20 protein-coding genes and 2 tRNA genes are annotated in these 21,272 nt (G+C 63.1%); 11 read left to right on the forward strand and 11 right to left on the reverse strand.

The window, feature by feature from the left end; translation table 11 throughout:
- Nucleotides 1-29 precede the first annotated feature (29 nt).
- The 3 genes from WLQ66_RS03185 to WLQ66_RS03195 are packed head-to-tail and all read left to right on the forward strand — an operon-like array spanning nt 30 to nt 1,598.
- Entirely contained in the window at nt 30-653 is a 624-nt protein-coding gene (locus tag WLQ66_RS03185) for an RNA polymerase sigma factor (RefSeq protein ID WP_340544931.1), read from the forward strand.
- Nucleotides 646-1,122 carry a hypothetical protein gene (locus WLQ66_RS03190; RefSeq protein WP_340544933.1) on the forward strand — a complete coding sequence of 159 codons (477 nt, stop codon included), beginning with the start codon at nt 646-648 and terminating at the stop codon, nt 1,120-1,122. The genes WLQ66_RS03185 and WLQ66_RS03190 overlap by 8 nt, the downstream gene beginning before the upstream one ends.
- Nucleotides 1,119-1,598: a periplasmic heavy metal sensor gene (locus WLQ66_RS03195; RefSeq protein ID WP_340544935.1), complete on the forward strand. Its 480-nt coding sequence runs from the start codon at nt 1,119-1,121 to the stop codon at nt 1,596-1,598. The genes WLQ66_RS03190 and WLQ66_RS03195 overlap by 4 nt, the downstream gene beginning before the upstream one ends.
- Nucleotides 1,599-1,916: 318 nt before the next feature.
- Here WLQ66_RS03195 and WLQ66_RS03200 read toward each other — a convergent pair whose 3' ends face one another.
- Nucleotides 1,917-3,347, reverse strand: a complete 1,431-nt coding sequence (locus tag WLQ66_RS03200) for a diguanylate cyclase domain-containing protein (protein WP_340544937.1) — start codon at nt 3,345-3,347, stop codon at nt 1,917-1,919.
- Nucleotides 3,348-3,462: 115 nt separating this feature from the next.
- Between WLQ66_RS03200 and WLQ66_RS03205 the strand changes: the two genes are divergently transcribed.
- From WLQ66_RS03205 to WLQ66_RS03230, 6 genes are all read left to right on the forward strand, one after another.
- On the forward strand, nt 3,463-3,747 hold the full coding sequence (locus tag WLQ66_RS03205; protein ID WP_340544939.1) for a DUF3572 domain-containing protein: 285 nt from the start codon (nt 3,463-3,465) through the stop codon (nt 3,745-3,747).
- A 297-nt stretch (nt 3,748-4,044) separates the two neighbouring features.
- On the forward strand, nt 4,045-4,734 hold the full coding sequence (locus WLQ66_RS03210; protein ID WP_340544941.1) for an HAD family hydrolase: 690 nt from the start codon (nt 4,045-4,047) through the stop codon (nt 4,732-4,734).
- 202 nt (nt 4,735-4,936) lie between these two features.
- Nucleotides 4,937-6,496, forward strand: a complete 1,560-nt coding sequence (locus WLQ66_RS03215; protein ID WP_340544943.1) for a trimethylamine methyltransferase family protein — start codon at nt 4,937-4,939, stop codon at nt 6,494-6,496.
- A gap of 93 nt (nt 6,497-6,589) precedes the next feature.
- The gene (locus tag WLQ66_RS03220; RefSeq protein WP_340544945.1) at nt 6,590-8,377 is read left to right on the forward strand and encodes a DUF4153 domain-containing protein; all 1,788 of its coding nucleotides are present in this window, start codon (nt 6,590-6,592) and stop codon (nt 8,375-8,377) included.
- Nucleotides 8,378-8,471: 94 nt separating this feature from the next.
- Entirely contained in the window at nt 8,472-9,059 is a 588-nt protein-coding gene (locus tag WLQ66_RS03225; protein ID WP_340544946.1) for a heme NO-binding domain-containing protein, read from the forward strand.
- Complete coding sequence (locus WLQ66_RS03230; protein WP_340546291.1) at nt 9,059-10,069, forward strand: diguanylate cyclase domain-containing protein; 1,011 nt, start codon at nt 9,059-9,061, stop codon at nt 10,067-10,069. The genes WLQ66_RS03225 and WLQ66_RS03230 overlap by 1 nt, the downstream gene beginning before the upstream one ends.
- A gap of 292 nt (nt 10,070-10,361) precedes the next feature.
- On the opposite strand, the gene WLQ66_RS03235 is transcribed toward WLQ66_RS03230, so the two are convergent.
- The 6 genes from WLQ66_RS03235 to WLQ66_RS03260 all read right to left on the reverse strand — a co-directional run bounded on the left by WLQ66_RS03235 (nt 10,362) and on the right by WLQ66_RS03260 (nt 15,751).
- Nucleotides 10,362-10,436 (reverse strand) — tRNA-Glu (locus tag WLQ66_RS03235).
- 272 nt (nt 10,437-10,708) lie between these two features.
- Nucleotides 10,709-10,783, reverse strand: a tRNA-Glu gene (locus tag WLQ66_RS03240).
- 134 nt (nt 10,784-10,917) lie between these two features.
- A complete protein-coding gene (recJ, locus tag WLQ66_RS03245) occupies nt 10,918-12,660 on the reverse strand; it encodes a single-stranded-DNA-specific exonuclease RecJ (RefSeq protein ID WP_340544948.1) in 1,743 nt (580 codons plus the stop codon).
- 143 nt (nt 12,661-12,803) lie between these two features.
- Complete coding sequence (gene glpX, locus WLQ66_RS03250; protein WP_340544950.1) at nt 12,804-13,787, reverse strand: class II fructose-bisphosphatase; 984 nt, start codon at nt 13,785-13,787, stop codon at nt 12,804-12,806.
- A 133-nt stretch (nt 13,788-13,920) separates the two neighbouring features.
- The gene (locus WLQ66_RS03255) at nt 13,921-15,207 is read right to left on the reverse strand and encodes a homoserine dehydrogenase (RefSeq protein ID WP_340544952.1); all 1,287 of its coding nucleotides are present in this window, start codon (nt 15,205-15,207) and stop codon (nt 13,921-13,923) included.
- A 214-nt stretch (nt 15,208-15,421) separates the two neighbouring features.
- A complete protein-coding gene (locus WLQ66_RS03260; RefSeq protein WP_340544954.1) occupies nt 15,422-15,751 on the reverse strand; it encodes a hypothetical protein in 330 nt (109 codons plus the stop codon).
- A 97-nt stretch (nt 15,752-15,848) separates the two neighbouring features.
- Here WLQ66_RS03260 and WLQ66_RS03265 point away from each other — a divergent pair, with 97 nt between their 5' ends.
- Complete coding sequence (locus tag WLQ66_RS03265) at nt 15,849-16,466, forward strand: TetR/AcrR family transcriptional regulator (RefSeq protein ID WP_340544955.1); 618 nt, start codon at nt 15,849-15,851, stop codon at nt 16,464-16,466.
- Between the two features lie 62 nt (nt 16,467-16,528).
- On the opposite strand, the gene WLQ66_RS03270 is transcribed toward WLQ66_RS03265, so the two are convergent.
- A complete protein-coding gene (locus WLQ66_RS03270; RefSeq protein WP_340544957.1) occupies nt 16,529-17,440 on the reverse strand; it encodes a pirin family protein in 912 nt (303 codons plus the stop codon).
- A gap of 236 nt (nt 17,441-17,676) precedes the next feature.
- Between WLQ66_RS03270 and WLQ66_RS03275 the strand changes: the two genes are divergently transcribed.
- Nucleotides 17,677-18,192 carry a hypothetical protein gene (locus WLQ66_RS03275; RefSeq protein WP_340544958.1) on the forward strand — a complete coding sequence of 172 codons (516 nt, stop codon included), beginning with the start codon at nt 17,677-17,679 and terminating at the stop codon, nt 18,190-18,192.
- 90 nt (nt 18,193-18,282) lie between these two features.
- On the opposite strand, the gene WLQ66_RS03280 is transcribed toward WLQ66_RS03275, so the two are convergent.
- The 3 genes from WLQ66_RS03280 to WLQ66_RS03290 are packed head-to-tail and all read right to left on the reverse strand — an operon-like array spanning nt 18,283 to nt 21,125.
- Nucleotides 18,283-18,882: a TadE/TadG family type IV pilus assembly protein gene (locus WLQ66_RS03280; protein WP_340544960.1), complete on the reverse strand. Its 600-nt coding sequence runs from the start codon at nt 18,880-18,882 to the stop codon at nt 18,283-18,285.
- 3 nt (nt 18,883-18,885) lie between these two features.
- Nucleotides 18,886-19,446 (reverse strand): TadE/TadG family type IV pilus assembly protein, encoded by a 561-nt coding sequence (locus WLQ66_RS03285; RefSeq protein WP_340544961.1) that lies wholly within the window; start codon nt 19,444-19,446, stop codon nt 18,886-18,888.
- On the reverse strand, nt 19,443-21,125 hold the full coding sequence (locus WLQ66_RS03290; RefSeq protein WP_340544962.1) for a pilus assembly protein TadG-related protein: 1,683 nt from the start codon (nt 21,123-21,125) through the stop codon (nt 19,443-19,445). The genes WLQ66_RS03285 and WLQ66_RS03290 overlap by 4 nt, the downstream gene beginning before the upstream one ends.
- Nucleotides 21,126-21,272 lie beyond the last annotated feature (147 nt).

Here is a 21,272-nt window from a genome sequence, read left to right on the forward strand (position 1 = left end):
TGCAGCGGGCCCGTGATGAGGGCCCGCTGATGTCACCGCCTGACGTCAAGGCGGCGGCTGATGCGGGCGCTGCGGATGGTCCTGTGTTGGATGATCCCGATGGCGCCTTGCTGATCCGATTTGCGGCGGGCGACCGCGATGCGGCGGGTTTGCTGACCTCGCGGCTGGCGCCTCGGGCCTTAGGGGTTGCGATGCGGGTTCTGGGCAACCGGGCCGAGGCCGAGGATATCGCCCAGGAGGCAATGGTGCGCCTGTGGCGACAGGCGGAACATTGGGAACCCGGACGGGCGCGGCTGTCGACCTGGCTCTACCGTGTGGTGATGAACCTCTGTATCGATCACAAGCGCCGCCTGCGCGGGGGGCATGTGGATCTGGATGCGATACCCGATCCGCCCGATCCGTCGAAATCCGCCGCAGAGAAGATGCAGGATGGCGCGCGGCAGGATGCTTTGCAGGCGGCTTTGATGCAGCTGCCGGAGCGTCAGCGGCAGGCGGTGGTGCTGCGCCACATTGAGGATCTGCCGAACCCGGAAATTGCCGGGATCATGGACATCAGCGTCGAGGCGGTCGAAAGTCTGACCGCGCGGGGCAAGCGGGCGCTGGCGGCTCTTCTTGCCGGGCGGCGGGCTGAACTGGGGTATAGTGATGGTTGATAAAACTGGAAAAACTGCGCCCGCGGATATGGGCGATGATGCGCTGCATGAGCTGGATTCGGCGGCGCTGGATGCTGCGGAGCTGGTGCTGGACGATCTGTTTGCCGAGGCGCGAACCGCCGCACCGATGGCGCTGCCCCCGGCATTGGAGCGCGCGATCCTGAGCGATGCACAGGCGACGCAGGCGGCGATCCTGCAGCGCAGCGTGCCTGTGGGGGATCTGGCGGCTGAGCCCGCTGATATGCGCGACCGGATTTTTGCCGGGCTGCGGGATCTGCTGGCCGGGCTGGGCGGATGGCCTGCCCTAGGAGGCCTTAGCGTGGCGGGCGCGGCGGGGTTGTGGATCGGGCTGGCGCCGCCGTCGTTCCTGCCCGACCCGGTGAGCCTTGCCGGGCTGGAGATGAGTGAGGATGCGTTGCCGGATGACAGTTACGATCTGGCGGTGGTGCTGAGCGAGGAGATGGAATGACCAACGAACCCCCCAGACCTGAGCGGCGTCGCTGGATGCGCTGGCTTCTGATTGCCTCTCTGGCGCTGAACCTGGTGATTGTCGGCATTGTGGGCGGGGCCGCCTGGCGGTTTGCGGGCGGCAGGGCCGCTGCCGGGATGCCACCGCCGGTGGGCGCGATATTGTTCCGGGATCTGGAGGTCGAGACCCGCCGTAGCCTGCGCAAAGCGGCAGAAGGCGAGCACGGCAGCTATCAGGGACGGCGTCAGGCCGAGGGGCGCAAGGTGGTGGATCTGCTGCGGGCCGACCCCTTTGATGCCGAGGCGCTGAGCGGAATGCTGGATGAACACGCCGAGCGGCGGCATGGGTTCCAGCGCTCGGTGCAGGCGGCCTGGCTGGATCAGGTGGTGGCGATGAGCCCGGTCGAACGGGCGGCCTATGCCGACAATCTGGAACAGCGGATCAAACATCCGCGTCGGCGCCGGTGGCCGCATTGAGCCATTGCTGCGCAGGCTAACAGGCATGAGGTGCGTATGACCGGGATATAGCACCTCGTCGAATTGCAACCATACCAAACGGGGCAGTGAGAGGATCGCTGCCCCGTTTCATGTTTCTGGACCCTTTGGCTGCTCGGCCGGTCCTGCCTGCGTCTGTGCCAGTGGCCTGCCGGGTTGTCCCGGTCTGTGGCCGCTGGCGCCCATAACACTGTCCCGTGTCTGGTGGTCGTGGTCTGTGTCCTGCGCCGCGCCATGGTCCGCGCGGATATCTCTGAGCCGTTTGCCCCGCAAGAAGTCCCGGAGCCGTGGTGGACTGCGTCAGGCGGCAAGCTCCGCGAGCGAGACCTGATTGCGTCCGGCATGTTTGGCCGCGTAAAGCGCCCGGTCGGCATTGGTGATCAGGGCGCTGACGGCGCTGTCCTGATCCTGAGGCGACAGCGCGGTGCGGCTGTGCTGATCTGCCGGGGTCGATCGCCCGCCGATCACCGCACCGATGCTGATGGTCACATAGATCGGTGTCTCGACACCGGCGATGTGAAACGGCTTGCTGTTGATCCGGTTACAGAGATCGCTGGCGGCGGCCTCGGCCATGGCCTCGCCGATCGCGGGCATCACGATCATGAATTCCTCGCCGCCGATGCGGGCGAGCAGGTCTACCGGGCGCAGCGCGGTCTGCAGGCGCTTGGCCGCTTCGATCAGCACGGCGTCACCAACCGGGTGGCCGTAGAGGTCATTGATCTGCTTGAAGTGGTCCAGATCGGCCAGCATGACGGCAAATGTCTCGCCGGTCTTGGCCGATGTCTGCGCGACGCGCTCCAGAAATGGCTTGGCATAGCGGCGGTTGAAGAGGCCGGTCATCGGGTCTTCGACGGCGGCGCGCAGCCCGTTGCGCAGATTGTCGCGCAGCTGGTCGATCCGCGCCTTGTTGCGCAGCTGGCTATCCAGTCGCAGCGCCAGTTCGGCGACATCGAACCCGGACTGGAGCACATCATGAGCGCCCCGGTCCAGAGCTTCTGCGGCGATGGCGGGATCGGCGGGGTGGACGACAGCGATGACGACGGATTTCCGGGTGGCGGCGCGGGCGCGCAGGTCGGCCAGCAGGCGCAGGCCCTGCGCCAGCGTATTGCGGCCGAGTTCGATCACGATGGCATCCGGCACCGGTTCGCGCATCAGCGGATGCACCGCGCTGAACTGGTGGTTGCACAGGTGGTAGGGAACCCGCGGCGCGAGCTGCGCCTGCCAGTAGACCGCAGTGGCGGTCTGTTCGGTGACCAGCGCGACATGGGCGCCGCTCAGACCGGCGCTGATATGCGGGCTGGACAGGGGAAGGGCATAGCCATGCGAGCCGCCCTGTTGCAGATGCAGCTCTTCCTGGGTGCTGCTGGCGCGCAGCAGGCTGCGGATGCGGGCCTGAAGCATGGTGTCGTCGAGCGGCTGGCACAGCACGTCGTCGATGCCGGCGCTGAGAGCGGCCAGACGGCGGTCGGCGTCGCTGTCGCGATCAATGGCGATCATCGGGATTTCGGCAAGCTGGTCATCTGCGGCCAGCGCCTGTTTCACATCCATCGCCTCGCCATCGGGCAGTGACATCGCGCTGAGGATCAGGTCGGGGCGGCAGCGTCTGGCGGTCTTGGCAATATCGGCGACCGTTTCGGCCTGAACCACCCGGTAATAGGCGGCGGACAGCTGGACCTTTAGCATGATCCGGTTGGTCGCAACCCCGTCGATGATGAGGATAGTGCCCTGCACGTGGTGCCCTTTCGCCCCTTGCATTGGAATTGACTCAAGTTTTAATGAGACTGGTTAACAAACCCTTTCGTATTTTCATCAATTTGACAGCGAAGTGTCAGGAATGTGTGCCCATATGCTATTTTCCGCCGATGCAGCCGAGACTTTGGGCTTAAAAGCGCTTGCCTGGCTGGCGGGCAATGATGAGTTGCTGCCGGTTTTTCTGGGCGCAACCGGAGCGAGCGAGGCGGATCTGCGCGATCAGGCCGCAAATCCCGAGTTTCTGGGGTCCGTCCTTGATTTTCTGACCATGGATGACGCCTGGGTCATGCAGTTCTGCGACAGTGTCGGGCTGGCCTATGATCAACCGATGCAGGCGCGGATGGCGTTGCCCGGCGGTTCGCAGGTGCATTGGACCTGAGCCACGCGGCAGCGACGCCCAGCCACGACTCCCAGCCGGGACGGCAGGTCTGCAATGGCTGTGATGGCGGGAATGTGACGCTGACGTGCGCAGCCGGTGGGCGCGGTGTTAACCGGTTTGATTAACCTCTCTGAACCAGGCGATCTGGGCGGTGCTGCCGCGCTCTGGCGTGGGGCGTGGCAATCGCCTATGACTCGGGCGACGTCTCCGGCAGCCTGCGGGCAACCGTTCCGCGTCTGACCCGTTGCGCTGATGTCAGGGCGCGGGATGAAACAGAGCTTTGATCTAGGAGAGCCCATGCCCGTTGATGCCCTGTTGTTCGACAAGGACGGAACCCTGTTCGACTTTGCCGAGACCTGGAACCGCTGGACCCGGCGGATGCTGGAGCTGCTGTCGGACGGCGATGCCGAGCGGTTGCAGGCGATGGCGGCGGCCATCGACTTTGATCTTCAGACCGGAGAGATCCTGCCCAGCAGCCTGGTGATCGCCTCGACCAATCGACAGGTTGCCGAGGCTCTGGCGCCATATGTGTCGACGATGGATCTGGATGCGTTGGAGCGTTACATGGCTGAAAGCGCCGGGGCGGCAGAGCTTGCAGAGGCGGTGCCGCTGGCGGCCTTCCTTGATGATCTGCTGGCGCGGGGCAAGGTGCTTGGGGTGATGACCAATGATGCGGAACTCTCGGCCAAATCGCAGCTGAGCCGCGTCGGTGTGCTGGATCGCTTTGCCTTTGTGGCGGGGTTCGACAGCGGCCATGGCGCAAAGCCGGATGCCGATCCGCTGCTGGCCTTCTGCGCCGCCACCGGGATCGCACCTGAGCGGACGGCGATGGTGGGCGACAGCCTGCACGATCTGGAGGCCGGTGCGGCGGCGGGGATGCGACGGATCGCGGTTCTGACCGGCCTTGCCGGGGCGGCGGAGCTGGAAGCGCATGCCGATGTGGTCCTGCCGGATATTGGCCATATCCCGGCCTGGCTGGATCGCTGACCGGCGGTCAGGGTTTGACGGACTGGACACATATGCCCAGAAATATGTGTTCTGAGACGGTTTGGCGCTGAAAAGCGACAAAACCTGTCGGGAACAGGCATTCCTGCCCGGTGTGAACAGGGCCTGCTGAGAGACATGAGCCGGCGGTCGGGCGCATCTCAATGTGTCTGCTGCGGCTGGATGACAGCAGGGGAGGGCCGCCATGACATCCGAGACCAGATCCAGACGGCGCGGTGGTGGGCGCGCGGGGGCAGCTGCCCGGCGCGGCGATGCGGTGATCGAACAGATGCCCTGGTCGATTCCGCGCAACATCGACCGCCCGGTGGAACCGCTGGGGCCTGAGGGGGTTGCGGCGATCCATGACGGCGCGATGCGGATCCTGGAAGAGATCGGCATCGTGTTCCTCAACGATGAGGCGCTTGCGATCTTCAGGGAAGCGGGTTGCAAGGTGGTCGGCGACCGCGTGCATCTGGATCGTGAGTTCGTGATGGAGATGATCGCCAAGGCACCATCTGAGTTCACCATCACCCCGCGCAACCCGAACCATAGCCTGCCGGTGGGCGGCAATCACCTGCTGTTCGGCAATGTCTCCTCGCCACCGAACTACTGGGACATGTCGCTCAATGCGAAGGTGGCAGGCACCCGCGAGCAGTGCCAGAACCTGCTGAAGCTGACCCAGTATTTCAACTGCATTCATTTTGCCGGTGGCTACCCGGTGGAACCCGTGGATATCCATGCCTCGGTGCGGCATCTGGACGTGGTTTATGACAAGCTGACGCTGACCGACAAGGCGATGCACGCCTATTCGCTGGGCAAGGAGCGGGTCGAGGATGTGATGGAGATGGTGCGCATCGCCGCAGGGATTACTCATGAGGAGTTCGAGGCCCGTCCGCATATGTATACCAACATCAACTCCACCTCGCCGCTGAAACATGACCAGCCGATGATCGACGGCTGTCTGCGGCTGGCGCGCCGTGGTCAGGCGATTGTCGTGACGCCCTTTACCCTGGCGGGGGCGATGGCGCCGGTGACCATGGCCGGTGCAGTTGCGCAATCCATCGCGGAGGCGCTGTCGGCCATTGCCCTGTTTCAATATGTGCGCCCGGGGACGCCCTGCGTGATCGGCACCTTTACCTCCAATGTGGATATGAAGTCCGGCGCCCCGGCCTTTGGCACGCCGGAATATATGCGCTCGACCCAGATGACCGGGCAGATGGCGCGCTACTATGGGCTGCCGATGCGATCCTCCGGTGTCTGCGCGGCGAATGTGCCTGATGGGCAGGCGATGTGGGAGACCTCCAATTCGCTCTGGGCGGCGGTGCAGTCCGGCACCAATATGGTCTATCACGCGGCGGGCTGGCTGGAAGGCGGGCTGATCGCCAGCCCCGAGAAATTCATCATGGATTGCGAAATTCTCCAGCAGATACAGCGCTATATGCAGCCTGAGATCATTGGGACCGGCCCTGAGGATATCGCGTTGGACGCCATTCGCGAGGTCGGGAACGACGGCCATTTCTTTGGCATCCAGCACACTCAGGACCGCTACAGCACCGCGTTTTACCAGCCCTATCTGAGCGACTGGCGCAATTACGAGGCCTGGGAGGCGGCAGGCGCCATCTGGACCCCGCAGCGCGCCCATAACCTGTTCAAGGAGATCATCGCCCGGTTTGAGGCTCCACCGCTGGATCCCGCTCTGCGCGAGGAGCTGGCGGAGTTTGTCGCGCGGCGAAAATCCGAGGGAGGTGCCCCCACGGACTTCTAATCCCGGTTGAGGGGAAGTTTCGCCTGTTCGGACCTCTGCCATTAATTGATGCGATTGTATAAATCAGGGCGGTCTAACGAGAGAATCGCAACCATGACTGATCCGGATACCGCGACCTTGCTACGGGCCCGCTTGCCGATGGTGGCGTTGGGGGCTGGCAGCGGGTTTGCCTTCTGGCTGCTGGCGCGGTCCTGGGATCAGACGGTCCTGCCGGAGGCCGGGTTCCTGGCGGTATTTGCGTTTCTCTCCAGCTTTTGCGGTGCGGCGCTTGCGATGATTGGCCCGCTATCGCTGGCGCGGGCGCTGCGGGGGGCGCTGTGGATCGCGCTGCCGATCACGGGTCTGATGCTGCTGGCGGGAACGCGGTACGAGGTCGCAACAGGTCTCTTTGACAACGAAGTTCTGGTCCTGGTGGCCGTGGTGCTGGTGGCGATCGCCTGCCCCTTTGTTCTGTTGCGGATGTCGCAGCCGGGGCGCTGGATGCGTTTTGCTGATCTGTCGTCGGCCAGCTGGGGGATGCTGTTCCGCCTGTCCTGTGGCGCCGGGTTTGTTCTGGTGTTCTGGATCTTGGGATTCCTGTCCCATGCGCTTCTTGATCTGGTGAACATCACCCTGCTGGAGGATATCGCCGAGATCGACTGGCTGGCGCTGATGCTGAGCGGCGCTGTCTTTGGGCTGGGGCTGGCGGTGGTGCAGGATCTGGGTGGCAGCGGCGCGCCTCAGCTGCTGTTCCGGCTGCTCAGCCTGCTGTTGATCCCGGTGGCGCTGGTGGTCGGCCTGTTCCTGGCCGCTATCCCTGTGCAGGGGTTGTCCAGCGCCTTTGGCCAGCTGTCGTCGGCGGGAACCCTGATGGCGATGGCTCTTGTGATGATGATGCTGGTCTGCGTGGCGCTGACCTGGCAACAGCACCCGAGCGGGGTCAACGGGGCTGCCGCGCGCCTGCTGGCGGGTGCGCTGATGCTGGTGACCGGGCTTGCCGTCTGGGCGGTGCTGATGCGCGTGCGGCAATATGGCTGGACCCCGGATCGGGTCTATGCGCTGTGGTTCGCGGCGGTCTTGCTGCTGCATGGGCTGGCCTATGCAGGCTGTGCCGTCTTTGGCGGGTCAGCGTGGTCCGGTCGGCTGCGACGGGCGGCTGTTGGCCTTGCGCTGGTGACCGCGGCCGCCTTGGCCCTGATCCTGACACCGGTTGTGGATGCCGGGCGCATTGCCGCCAAGAGCCAGGTGGCGCGGGTGCTGGCGGGCGAGGCCGATGCGGCGGAATTGCCCCTGTGGCAGATGGCGCATCGGTGGGGGACGGCCGGGCGCGACGGGCTGGAGCAGCTGGCGGACTATGCCGAGGCCTCGGGCAACACGGATCTGACGACCCGGCTGCAAGAGGCGCGCAGTGCCGCGACCTATTGGGAACTGGCGGCGGATGTGCAGGATGTCACCGATGATCTGCGCCGGGACCTGCTGGAGGTGATGCCGGTGCAGCCAGCCGGAGCGGTGCCGACTCCTGAGGATTTCAGGGGGCTGAGACGTTATCAGCTGGTCCGCTGGATCCGGGGCTGCAAACAGCTGTTGCCGGATGGCGCCGCCGGATGTGTGCTGGTTCGCGGGCCACTCGGGGTGAGTGCTAATGCGGCCGACGATCAGGCGCTGCTGTTGTTCAGAGAGGGCCGCAACGGTGCCCAGCTTGAGAGTCTGGCCCTGCGGTTTGGCCCGGATGGGGCCGAGATGCTGGGCAGCGTTCTGCTTGGAGAGGCGGCCCGGACAGAGCAGACCATAGCGCAGGTCGAGGCCCTGCTGGCGGCGGCGCAGGCGGGTCGTTTCGAAATCTCGCCCGCGCGGCAAAATACGTTGAAACTGGGCGATTTGGAGGTTCTGATAACCCCCTGATCGACGGTTGAGGGAAAACCGTAGCAATTTTAATTGTTGGCCCTTTATTAACCAGGCTGGGCCAAAAGTAGAGACATGTAGCAAGGGGCCAGTGATGCACGGTCTGATCAACAGGGCATTCCAGGCGTTTGTCAGCACCACCTTCGGAACGGAGAGCTGGCAGGCGATTATGGATTCGGCAGAGCTCGGCTTCAGCGAGTTCGAAGCCATGCTCACCTACACGGATGAACAATCCCAGACCATGCTGCACACCGCCGAAGAGCTACTGAGGCGTCCGCTGCCTGAAATGCTTGAGGATATGGGCACGTTTCTGGTGTCGAACCCGCAGCTGGAGTCGCTGCGCAGATTGCTGCGGTTTGGCGGGGTTAACTATGTGGAATTCCTGCATTCTCTGGACGATCTGCCGGATCGTGCGCGGCTTGCGGTATCGGATCTGAACCTGCCCGGACTGGAACTGATCGAACAGGCGCCGGGGCAATTCGAACTGCATTGCCAGCCGGGTCTGCCGGGCTATGCCCATGTTTTGATGGGCGTGCTTCGGGCGATGGCGGATGACTACGGCGATCTGGTCTTCCTTGACCACTCCGGCACGCAGGACAATGCCGAGGTGATATCGATCACATTGGTCGAAACCGAATTTGCCGAAGGCCGGGCCTTCGATCTTGGGGCCCATTCGCTATGATGCTGAGCATGCAGGAAATCTCCTCCATCGCCAATGAAATCTGCCCAATGCATGTGGTCATTAACCATGAGGGTCGGATTACCGGGGTCGGACCGACGCTGCGAAAGCTGCGCCCGGATACGGAATGGCTGGGCAGCAGGTTCTTTCGGATCTTTGATCTGGCGCGGCCGCGCCGGGTGCGCTCGACCGAGGATCTGATGAAGACGGCAGGGGCCAAACTGCACCTCAATTTCCGCGATGCGCCGCAGACCGGCCTGAAGGGGGTTCTGGCACCGTTTCCAGAGGGAAAGGGTGGGTTCATCAACCTGTCTTTTGGTATTTCCGTGCTTGAGGCCGTGCGTGATTATGACCTGACCAGCGCCGATTTCTCCCCCACCGATCTGACCATCGAGATGCTCTATCTGGTTGAGGCCAAATCGGCCGCGATGGAGGCGTCACGCCAGCTGAACCTGCGCCTGCAGGGGGCAAAAATCGCCGCCGAGGAACAGGCCTTCACTGATACGCTGACCGGGGTCAAGAACCGCCGCGCGATGGATCATATCCTCAACCGGCTGATCGCCTCGGGCCGGGATTTCTCGTTGATGCATGTGGATCTGGATTTCTTCAAAGAGGTCAACGACACGCTTGGTCACGCCGCCGGCGATACCGTGCTACAGCGGGTGGCAAAGCTTATGGTGCAATGTACCCGCCAGAACGACACCGTTGCGCGGGTCGGCGGGGATGAGTTTGTTCTGATCTTCGAGGGGCTTATTGACCGGATCCAATTATCGGGCATCGCGCGCCGTCTGATCGCCAGCATTGAAGAGCCGATCCCTTTTGGCGACAAGACCTGCAAGATCTCGGCAAGCGCAGGCACCGCGCTTTCTACGATGTTTTCTGCCGGGCTGGATGCCGCGACACTGCTCAATCAGGCCGATGTGGCGCTCTATGCGGCGAAAAACGCCGGGCGGGCGCGCCATTTCTTTTACCAACCGGGTATGGAAGACAAAGACACCGTCAAGCCGATTTAAGCGGCTGTTCCGCGGCGGCGCGACCTGCGCGCGGCCTTCAGGCGTCTGATGCTCCCTGCGGCCTGATTTCGCGACCGGCGAGTTGGACCTGTCTCATCGGCAGACGTCGCTGGAGGCGCATCGGAGGCAGTTTTTCAGATGGATTTGCCAGATCACCCGTTGCGCAGGGGCTCAGCATCTGCGGGGAAAACGGGTGATATATTCGAGACCTGGATACCCTTTGAACCCACCAACAGGACCAGTTGGGTCTCAAGCGCGTAGGCATCTCTAAGCAAAATCTGGGGAGATACAGTGGCAGCCCGTAGGGGAATCGAACCCCTCTTTCCAGGTTGAAAACCTGGCGTCCTAACCGATAGACGAACGGGCCACTTGGTCTGTGAGGGGGTGTTTACTGAGTACGCTGCCCCGGTGCAAGAGAGATTTTCACAAGAAGACCAGTTTTTTTCCAAATCGCAAAAATCTCTGCAAGCTTCTGAAAAACCTCAGAATATAATCAGAGCTTTTCGGATTTATTCGAACGGGCCGTTTGCCGGTGTTGCAAGGGAACATGACGGCGGGAGACCCGCAGGCAGGCCACGCAGACGCGCAAAAGGCAACAGGGGCGTCACGATCAGCAGGGATATGCAAGGGGAGGAAAAGTGGCAGCCCGTAGGGGAATCGAACCCCTCTTTCCAGGTTGAAAACCTGGCGTCCTAACCGATAGACGAACGGGCCACTTGGTGTGAGCGGGTGTTTAGTGGCTCAGGCCGGAAGCCGCAAGCCAAAAAACACCGGCATCGCGATTTATTTTGTCCCCGCCAAAAGCTGGAGATTGTTGTGCTCTCCCTGGCTCTGCTGGCGGCGCGCGGTCAGGCCTCTGCCGCATCCTCCAGTCGCAGCTGCACCGACTGTCGGCCGCCCCAGGTGTTGATTTCAAGGCGCCCGGCAAAATGGAACCGCGCGCCGCCGTGGTCCAGCAGGCGCTGGCCCAATGGGGTGTCAAAGGCACCAAAGCAGATGGCGTCAATCCCGCTGCTCAGCCCGTCGCTGAGCGAGAGTTTCAGATGGCTTTCACCAACCCGTTTGGCAAAGCGTACCTGCAGATCGGGGAACCCGTAGCGCGGGGCCGGTGCGCCCGCGCCGAAGGGGCCCGCCTGTTCAATCTGTTCGATCAGCGATACCGTGGCGGCGCCCGGCATCAGCATTCCGTCGAGCTTCAGGTCGCTTGGTCCCAGATCACCGGCGCCTTGCTTCGCCAGCAGCTCGCTCAGCCGTGCCATGGCGGGCTCCAGCTGGTCGCGCGCGACAGTCAGACCAGCGGCCATCTTGTGACCGCCGCCCTTGATCAGCAGCCCTTCGGCGGCGACCCGCTGGATCGCGGCGCCAAGGTCGATGCCGCTGACAGATCGGCCCGACCCCTTGCCCTCGTCGCCGTCAAGGCCGATGACAATGGCGGGGCGACCTGCGGCCTCCTTCAGGCGCGAGGCGACAATGCCGACAACGCCCGGATGCCAGCCCTCGCCTGCGGCCCAGACCAGCGGTGCATCCAGTCCGCGCGCCTCCGCCTGTTCCAGCGCCGCGGCGCGAACGGCGTTTTCAATATCACGACGCTCGGTGTTCAGCTCATCCAGCCGGGCCGCGATTGCCTCGGCCTCGGCAGGATTCGTGGTGGCCAGCAGGCGCGCGCCCAGATCGGCCTTGCCGATGCGGCCACCTGCATTGACCCGAGGCCCAAGCAGGAAGCCGAGGTGATAGGTCGAAGGGGCCGAATCCATCCGCGAGACATCGGCCAGCGCCACCAGGCCGGGGCGCTGGCGGGCGGCCATCACCTTCAACCCCTGACGGACCAGCGCCCGGTTGGCCTCGATCAGCGGCGCCACGTCCGCAACGGTGGCCAGCGCCACCAGATCCAGCAGCGCCATCAGGTCCGGCCCGGTGCCAAGTCCCTTGTCGCGCATCTGGCGGCGCAGCTCGACCAGCATCAGGAACACCACACCCGCGGCGCAGAAATAGCCCAGATCGCCGTCCTCATCCTGACGGTTGGGGTTCACCACCGCCACGCAGTCGGGAAGGGTTTCGCCGCCCAGATGGTGGTCCAGAACCACCACATCGGCGCCTTTGGCGGCGGCAATCGGGCCATGAGACAGCGTGCCGCAATCGACGCAGACGATCAGATCGTGATCTCGCGCCAGGGCGGCCATCGCCTCGTCATTGGGGCCATAGCCTTCGTCGATGCGGTCCGGGACATAGAGCGTGGCGCTCAGGCCGACCTGGTTCAGCCAGACCAGAAGCAGTGCGGCAGAAGACCCGCCATCCACATCATAGTCAGCAAAGACCGCAATCCGCTCGCGCCGCTCCACCGCTTGCAGAAACCGGGCGGCGGCCTTTTCCATATCTTTCATCCGGCGCGGGTCCGGGAGCAGCTCCTTCAGCTGCGGGGTCAGAAAGCCGCTGGCCTCATGCGCCGGGACGCCGCGTCGGGCCAGCACCTGACAGACGGCCGGGGGCAGGGCGGTCTGCTGTTCCATCATCTCGGCGGCGCGGGCGGTGTCCACGTCGGGACCGATCCAGCGACGACCGGTGAGCGAGGTCTCAACTCCCAGAAAGCTCATATCTGCGCCCCTTTCCTGCGTGCCCGCCCCTAGTCCGATACCGGGGCTGACCATGGCAAAGGCCGGATCTGCGCGGACCCGGCCTTTCACCTTTCTTCAAGTACTCAAATCCCGACCGGTGCTGCAAGCCGCACGGTCAGAGCTTACTGATGCGCGCTCAGCGGAGTGCGATAGCTCATCCGGCGCACCGAGCCTGTCTTGGATCGCATCAGCAAGGTGGTGGTCTCAACCCAGCCCGGCTGGCGCTTGATCGACGGCAGCAGCGAACCGCCGGTGACGCCGGTCGCGGCAAAGATCACATCGCTGGTCACCATTTCATCACGGCTGTAGACCCGGTCCAGATCGGTGATGCCAGCCTTGGCGGCGCGGGCTTTCTCATCGTCGTTGCGGAACAGAAGACGGCCAAAGATCTGCCCGCCCATACATTTCAGCGCAGCGGCGGCCAGCACGCCCTCAGGCGCGCCACCCTGGCCCATATACATGTCGATGCCGGTGATCTCGCTTTCGGCGCAATGCATGACGCCCGCAACGTCACCATCGGTGATCAGGCGGATCGAGGCCCCGGTTTCGCGGACCTCGGCGATCATGGCCTCATGACGCGGCCGTTCCAGAATGCAGACGGTGATGTCGCCGGGCGCGCAGTTCTTGGCCTTGGCGAGGGCTTCGACCCGTTCACGCGGGCTCATGTCGAGGGAGACGACATTCTCGGGCAGGCCCGGGCCGACAGCCAGCTTGTCCATATAGGTGTCCGGTGCGTGTAGCATGGAGCCGCGCGGTCCCATGGCAATGACGGTCAGCGCATTGGGCATGTCCTTGGCGGTCAGCGTGGTGCCTTCCAGCGGGTCCAGAGCGATATCGACGCCGGGGCCATTGCCGGTGCCGACTTCTTCGCCGATATAAAGCATCGGCGCCTCGTCACGCTCGCCTTCGCCGATGACCACGACACCTGCGATGTCCAGCAGGTTCAGCTGCTCGCGCATGGCGTTGACGGCGGCCTGATCGGCGGCTTTCTCATCGCCGCGACCGATCAGCGGTGCCGAGGCCAGAGCGGCCTGTTCGGCCACACGGGCCAGGCCGAGCGACAGCAGGCGGTCGTTGAATGCGGCGTCGTTGGTGTCAGAAGTCATAGCCAATGTCCTATCTCAATCCCGGGTCGGTGCCGTCGCATACCCTGCATCTGGCAGCGCGGGCAAGGGCAGTTGGCGGTAACGGCGCGCTGCAATCGACGCCGCTACCGGTGTTTTTCTGCGTTTGGGCCTGTCAGACCTCTTCAATCCGCAGGGCAACGGGTTCGCTTGCCACCACATCGGTCTTGGCGAGGTCTTCCAGCGCGGTCTGCAGGGTGCTGGAGGTGCATTTGTGGGTGACGATCAGCACAGGAGCGGTCGGTTCGGTATGGCCGTATTGGCGCATCCGGTCGATCGAGATGCCGGCATTGCCGAGGGCCGCCGCCACCTTGGCCAGCGCGCCGGGTTTGTCCAGCAGCGCCAGGCGCAGGTAATGCGGTGCGGCCAGGCTCGTGCGGGCGGCGGGGGCATCCTCCAGCGAGGTGGCAGGCTGACCAAAGGTGGCCAGACGAGTGCCACGGGCCAGATCGCAGATATCGCCCAGGACCGCGCTGGCGGTTGGGCCCTCGCCGGCGCCGGGGCCGCGCAGAACGATCTGTTCAACTGCGTCACCTTCGATCACGACCATATTGGTGCCGCCTTCCAGCTGGCCAAGCGGTGAATCCGCCGGCACCAGACAGGGTGTCATGCGCTGTTCCAACCCACGCCCGGTGCGCTGTGCAACGCCGAGAAGCTTGATGCGGTAGCCCATGTCGGCGGCGTGGCGGATATCATCCAGGCTGATGCGCTGGATGCCTTCCAGCTGCACGTCGTCGAAGGCGGGCTTGGTGCCAAAGGCGATGGCCGAAAGGATCGCAAGCTTGTGCCCGGCATCAATGCCGCCCACATCAAGGTTCGGATCGGCCTCAAGATAGCCCAGGCGGCCGCATTCCTCGAACAGGGCATTGTAGCCCTGACCGGTGGCTTCCATCTGGGTCAGGATGTAGTTGCAGGTGCCGTTCATCACGCCCATGACGCGGGTGATCTGATTACCGGCCAGACCTTCGGTCAGGGATTTGATCACCGGAATGCCGCCGGCCACAGCGGCCTCGAAACGGATCACGCGGCCTGCGGCCTCGGCCTGTTCGGCCAAAGCCTGACCGTGGATCGCCAGGAGCGCCTTATTGGCGGTGACCACATCCTTGCCCGCGGCCAGCGCGGCCTCGGTGGCGGCTTTTGCGGCGCCTTCATGGCCGCCCATCAGCTCGACAAAGACATCCACATCGTCGCGGGTTGCCAGCGCCACGGGATCGGTTTCCCAGGCGTAGTCGCCGAGCGGGACGCCGCGATCCTTGCTTGCGTCGCGCGCCGAAACCGCGGTGATCTCGATGCGGCGTCCGGTGCGGGCCTCCAGCATGGCCGCCTGCCGACGGACGATCTTGACCACGCCGGTGCCAACCGTGCCCAAACCTGCGATACCAAGGCGAAGCGGCTCTGTCATAGCTGGGGATCCTTTAATTCCGAAAAGACGTCTCCCCGCCTTAGCGGGTTCGGCGCAGCGGTGCAACGGCAGCAGCGGCTCCGGGCGGACAATTCCGAAGAGCGGGTTTTGGCGGCAGCAATGCAGCCGCATGAGACGGAACAGCAGGGGCTGGGACCAGCGCGGAGGATCCACGCGCAGGGGGATCTCGACCGGCGCCCAAGGCAGGTGTCGCTTAGGGCTGGGCTGCGCGCAGCGCATCGGCGCGGGCCTGAAGGCGGGCAGCGCGGGCCTCCAGCGTCTGCTCGAGCGCTTTGCTCTCCTCGGCGGGGGGCGTCTCGGGGGTCAAGGCCTGCTCCAGCGGAACAAGGGCCGGATAATCGGCACCGCGCAGGTCTGGGGTCAGCCGGTCTTCCAGCTCCGGCACCCGCGCGCAGCCGCAGAGCAGCACGGCCGCGGTCAGCAAGGTCAGGCGCATGGTGGTCCCGTGGCTGATCCATGCCGCCCGCTCGTTATCAGTTGCGGGCATCTGCGGCCGGTTCTCGGGCTCTGCGGTCAACTGCATCAAAACCATCCTTGTTCGCTGTTCCCTTGATGCACATATTGGTGAAAAGGCACAAGCGGGGCTTTTATCTGAACATCTGTTCAGATATCGTTGAGGCATGGCACGTACCCAAGGTTCACATTCCGATATCACAGGCCCACGCATCCGTGCCGCCGCCCTGCAGCTGTTTGCCCAGCATGGGTATGCGGCTGTTTCAATGCGCCAGATCGCATCAGAGGTCGGGGTGCAGGCGGGGGCGCTCTATAACTATACGCCAGACAAGCAGAGCCTGCTGTTCAGCCTGATGGAAGGTCACATGACCGAGCTGTTGCAGGCCTGGCAGGATCAGCGCAGCCCCGATCAGGCGGTTACAACCGGCAGTGCCGAGGACCATGTGGTGGCGCGGCTTGAGGCCTTTACCCGGTTTCACATTCGCTTTCACCTGGAACGGCCCGATGCGGTGTTCATCGCCTATATGGAGCTGAGAAACCTGTCAGAGGACAATTTCGCTGCCATCGAATCCCTGCGCCGCGAATATGAAAATACGCTGGAGACCATCCTGAAGGATGGCGTGCGGCTGGGGGTGTTTCACATCCCCGATACCAAGATCGCGACGCTGGCGGTGATTGCGATGCTGAACGGTGTGATGACCTGGTATCGCAGCGGTGGACGTCTGTCGCTGGATGAGGTCGAGGCGATTTACTGGGATATGGTGCAGAAATCCGTGCGCGCCTGACAGCCCGACAGCGGGCGCGGCGCTGTTGGCGCCGCACCCGCCGGGGCGGTGATGTTTGAGGTCTAATGCGCCGGACGGATAAAGCTGCCGTTGCGCAGATCCCTGAAGGCCTGCCGCAGCTCTTCCTGGGTGTTCATCACGATCGGGCCGTGCCAGGCCACGGGTTCCTCGATCGGCGCGCCTGAGATCAGCAGGAAGCGTAGGCCATCGGGGCCTGCCTGCACGGTAATTTCCTCGCCGCTGCCAAAACGCACCAATGTGCGATCCCCTGACATGTCGCGGATATGCAGCTCTTCGCCTGCGACCTCTTTTTCCAGCAGGACCCCCTGCGGCGGGGCCGCATCGACAAAAGCGCCCTGACCGGCAAAGACATAGGCAAAGGCCCGTCGATAGGTGTCGATGGAGAAGGTCTTTTTCACGCCGGGCGGCACCGAGACATCCAGATACTGCGGGTCGGCGGCAATTCCGTCCACCGGGCCGCGCTTGCCCCAGAACTCGCCCACGATGACCTTTACGCGGGTGCCGTCATCGTCGATGACCTCGGGAATGTCCTTGGCGGTGATGTCCTGATAGCGCGGCGCCGTCATCTTCTGGCTGGCGGGAAGATTGCCCCAGAGCTGGAAGCCGTGCATCTGACCCTTTGCGTTGCCCTTTGGCATTTCCTGATGCAGGATGCCTGACCCTGCGGTCATCCACTGCACGTCACCTGCGCCCAGGACACCGTTGTTGCCGAGTGAGTCGCCATGCTGAACGGTGCCGTCCAGAACATAGGTGATGGTCTCGATCCCGCGGTGCGGATGCCAGGGAAACCCCGCTTCGAAATCCGCAGGGTGGTCATTGCGGAAGTCGTCAAACAGCAGGAACGGGTCCAGTTCACTGGGGTCGTGGAAGCCGAAAGCGCGATGCAGTTTGACGCCTGCGCCCTCCAGCGCCGGAGTGGCGGGGCGGGTCTCTAGGATAGGGCGGATCGACATGGCGGGTCTCCGGTTGCTGATTGCTCCGTCATAAATAGGCCTGTGCGAGTGTGTCGAAAAGCCCTTCCGGTTAACGGCTGATGTGCGGGAGCGCACAGCCGCAGTCGGTACGGCCCCTGGTGCAGCGGTGCCGCGACAACAGGGGGGCTATGCGGTCAGACGCAATCAGGGTACATCCGCCCGGACCGACCCCATGATGCAGGCGGGGTGCGACGAACAGGCTGAGGGAGCAGGTGATGGGCGAGATGACTGGATCGGGCGAGATGAGCGATGAGATTTTGGCAACCGTCAATGCCTCGGCGCCGCGACGGCTGCTGGCGACAGTGATGCTGGTCGTGGTGGGGGCGCTGGTGATCTATGTTGCACTGGCCACTCCGCCTGCCGCGCATTGGCTGGTGTTCCTGCTGGCCATCGGCGGTTTCTGCCTGTGGCTGGCGATGCGTTTGTGGCAGGCGACAGCGTTGCGGATCGAGCTGACAGAACAGGTGCTGCGTAGCTCTGACGGGGCCGTGATCGCCGAGGTCGCAGATGTCGTCGCGGTGGACCGCGGCGTATTTGCGTTCAAGCCGTCAAACGGGTTTCTGATCCGCACCGCCTCAAAGGGCGACCGCAGCTGGCGGCCCGGGCTTTGGTGGCGGTTGGGACATCGCATTGGCATTGGGGGTGTGACGCCGGGGGCGCAGAGCAAATCCATGGCCGAGATCCTCGCCATCATGATTGCACGGCGTGAGGCGGGACAACCACAGGTCTGAGACCGAATTTGTTCGACGAACATAGTAAGGCGCCACCGTTACCGGAGGCGCCTTTGTTGTTCGATCCACTCTTGGGTGGTCCGTAGGGTGTCAGTCTGTTGGCGGTGTGCTGTCGTCATGGCCGCCGCCGCTGCCATCCTGACCTTCGAATTTTACCTGTGGTGCAAAGCGGGGTCTGGTGAAAACGAAGTTCTCGATGTCCATGGCTGGCAGGCCGATGTTGAACGCAGGATCGATGTCGTTGCGGGTTTCCACCAGAATGACCCGCTCCTGATCGGGCATGTTTGGCAGGTTGGCTTTTACCTGCTGGATCGTGGCGTCCTGCCATTCCGCGAACTGTCCGCCGCGCACCTTGGACCAGTCAACGTAGTAGCGGTTGTCCGTCTCGTCCCAGCGGATCACCGAAATTCGCAGGGAGATCGACGAATCCACGCGGATCAGCAGCTTGGCCAGCTCGTGCATACTGTCGATATAGTCCTCGTTGAGCGTGGAAGTCTCCCGCGAGATGAGGTCCGAGATCGTATAGGCGGCCTTGAGGTTCACACCTTCCTGCCGGAAAGCATCGAAATAGGTGTAGATCGCCGCAAAGACACCGAGCAGCAGCGGCATGTAAAAGGCGAATTCCACCGAGACGGAACCGTCGGTCTCTCGCTTGTAGCGGCGAAACAGGGCGCGGATATTGGTCAACATGGCTTACCGAGGCTCCTGAACAAAGGCGGAGGTCGCATAGAGGCGGATTCGGCCGTCGGCGTCATTGTCCATGTCATCGGCCAGGCCCCAGTGGGGAAAGACCGGCTTGAACGCCATGCAGGCGCGGATGAACATCAGCTCGTTTGACGCCCCTGTCACGAAGGTTCGGACCGGCTGCACGTCCTCGACCCGGTTGATGCAATCGGGCTCGGGATCGACGGGCATCCAGGCGTAGGGGTCGACCTGGACCATTTCCAGCCTGAGCGATGTGCCGCAGTCGCGAATAAACCCGGACCGGCTACAGACCTCATCGCGGATTTCATTGTGCTGTTTGGGCACGCCGGTCGACAGGCGCAGGCCGCGCACGGTCTGATCCAGCGCCCGCTCCAGCATCGACTGCTGGATGGTGATCATGCCCAGTTCCACCGTATTCATCAGCAGGAACAGAAAGGCCGGGATCACGATTGCAAATTCAACCGTGGCATTGCCGTCTTCGCGATCGCGAAACAGGCGCAGCGCCCGGCGCAGCCGATGGAGGCCCTTATGCGGGGGGTGACAGGTCATTGGGTCAGCCTCAGCTGGCGGATCGACGTGGCGATCGAGGCAAAAGCGTCGTTGATCTCCAGCCCGTTGACGTCAAAGTGATGGGCATCCGAGCTGGCACAGTCCTTCAGCACCGCAGTGCCGCCGCTGGGCGCTTCAAAGCCGATGGTATAGACCACGATGCCCTGGTTCTTGGCAGCGGTGCAGATGGCGCTGGTGCGGGCGTTTTTGACGCTGGTGTTCCAGTAGTCATAGACACCATAGTACCAGACGCTGCGCGCCGAGGACTGCCCCATCCAGTCGCCATAGAGGTTGGAATAGAGATACTTCAGCGACGTGTCGGCAAAGAGATCCGCGTAGCTCAGCCGTTGCACATTGGCAGGCTCGCCCTGTTCGTCCTGCCACCAGCAGCTATAGCTGTCGCATTTGCGGTAGCTGCCCTGACCATAGGCGTGGTCTTCCCAGCGGTTGAGGCGATCCCACCAGTATTTGTCGCGCTGCGGGTCATAGAGCGAATAGCGCGGATTGGATCCGGTCGCCGCTGAATTGTACCAGACGTCGGATGGCCCCTCGCGGTGATCCTGCTCCACATAATACTGCGCAGTGTTCTGCCCGTCGGTCATCAGGACGATGACCTTGACGGTTTCACTGTCGTTGAAATTCGCAGGCCGGTTGGCAAAGGTTGCCGGAACCATCGAAGCGCCCCCCGAGGCCAGCGCGCTGATGGCCGGGCGGGCGGAGGGATCGAGCAGGGCGGTCCCCCACTTCATACCGACGTCAATCGACGTATTGCCTCTTGCGTAGAGGTTGTCGATGAAGGTTTTCAGTGTGTTTGCATCTTTCTGGAGCGGCAGCGTCTCGCGGTCTGCGCGATCTTCGCAGACGGGGCTTGCGACGAGGTCCGAGCTGCGACGGTAATCACCGCTGGACCATGGGCTGAAGTGCATTGTGCGCTGCAGCTCGATCCCGGTCGACAGGGCGGTGCTCTGGAAATGGGCGCCGGTGAAATTCACACAGTTGGAGTATTCGTGTTCATCGGTCGTTGTGTATTGGTCCATCAAATCCGCCGGGAGGCTGACCTGAGTGGCGTAGGGGATGATCGAGATCGACATCTTGTTGTCGATGGTATTGGCGACCATCGTGTCGATGAAGTCTTTGGCCGCAACCTTGAGGTTGGTCAGGCGGCTGTTGGAGTTCATCGAGCCGGAGACATCCAGCACCAGTGAAATCTCCAGCCCGTCAATGCTCTCTTCTGCGCGCGAGGTCGCGTAGAGAGGCATGTCCTGACCGCTGGAGAATTTCAGCATATGGGTTTCAAATGTGGTGTCGATGGTGCTCTGCACCTTTTTGAAACCGATCCCGGTTTCGGCCACCGGTGGGGTGTAATATTTGTTCAGCCCGGCCTTGTTGAGATAATCCTGAACAACCACTGCAGGCGGCAGTGGCTGATCGAGGTCAGCTGCTGCCAGAACCGCACGGTCGAGCGTATATTGCAGGATGGTCCGGTCGCGCTCCATGCGCATTAGATCGACGCCGATCCCGCCGACGGCCAGCATCGACAGCAGAAATCCCACCATGGGTTTCAGCAGCACGCCCGATTCATCCGCGCGGAACGCCCGCAGCCGCGCATCGCCACGGACACAGGCGGTCAGGCAGGCCTTGCGAGCCGCGATGGATATCTTGTCAAAACGCGTAGTCATAAGTCGAACCCCCAGCCGCTTAACCCCCCGGCACAGCGCCATCAGAAATGGAATTTCACACTTATTAATGCTTTATGAAGGTGGCGGAATTGGGGCGTATACCGGACCAAATCGCGCGAATTGTCTTCAATTCCAAGCCCAATGAGG

Source organism: Phaeobacter sp. A36a-5a (genome assembly GCF_037911135.1).
In the GTDB taxonomy this organism is placed as follows: Bacteria; Pseudomonadota; Alphaproteobacteria; order Rhodobacterales; family Rhodobacteraceae; genus Phaeobacter; species Phaeobacter bryozoorum.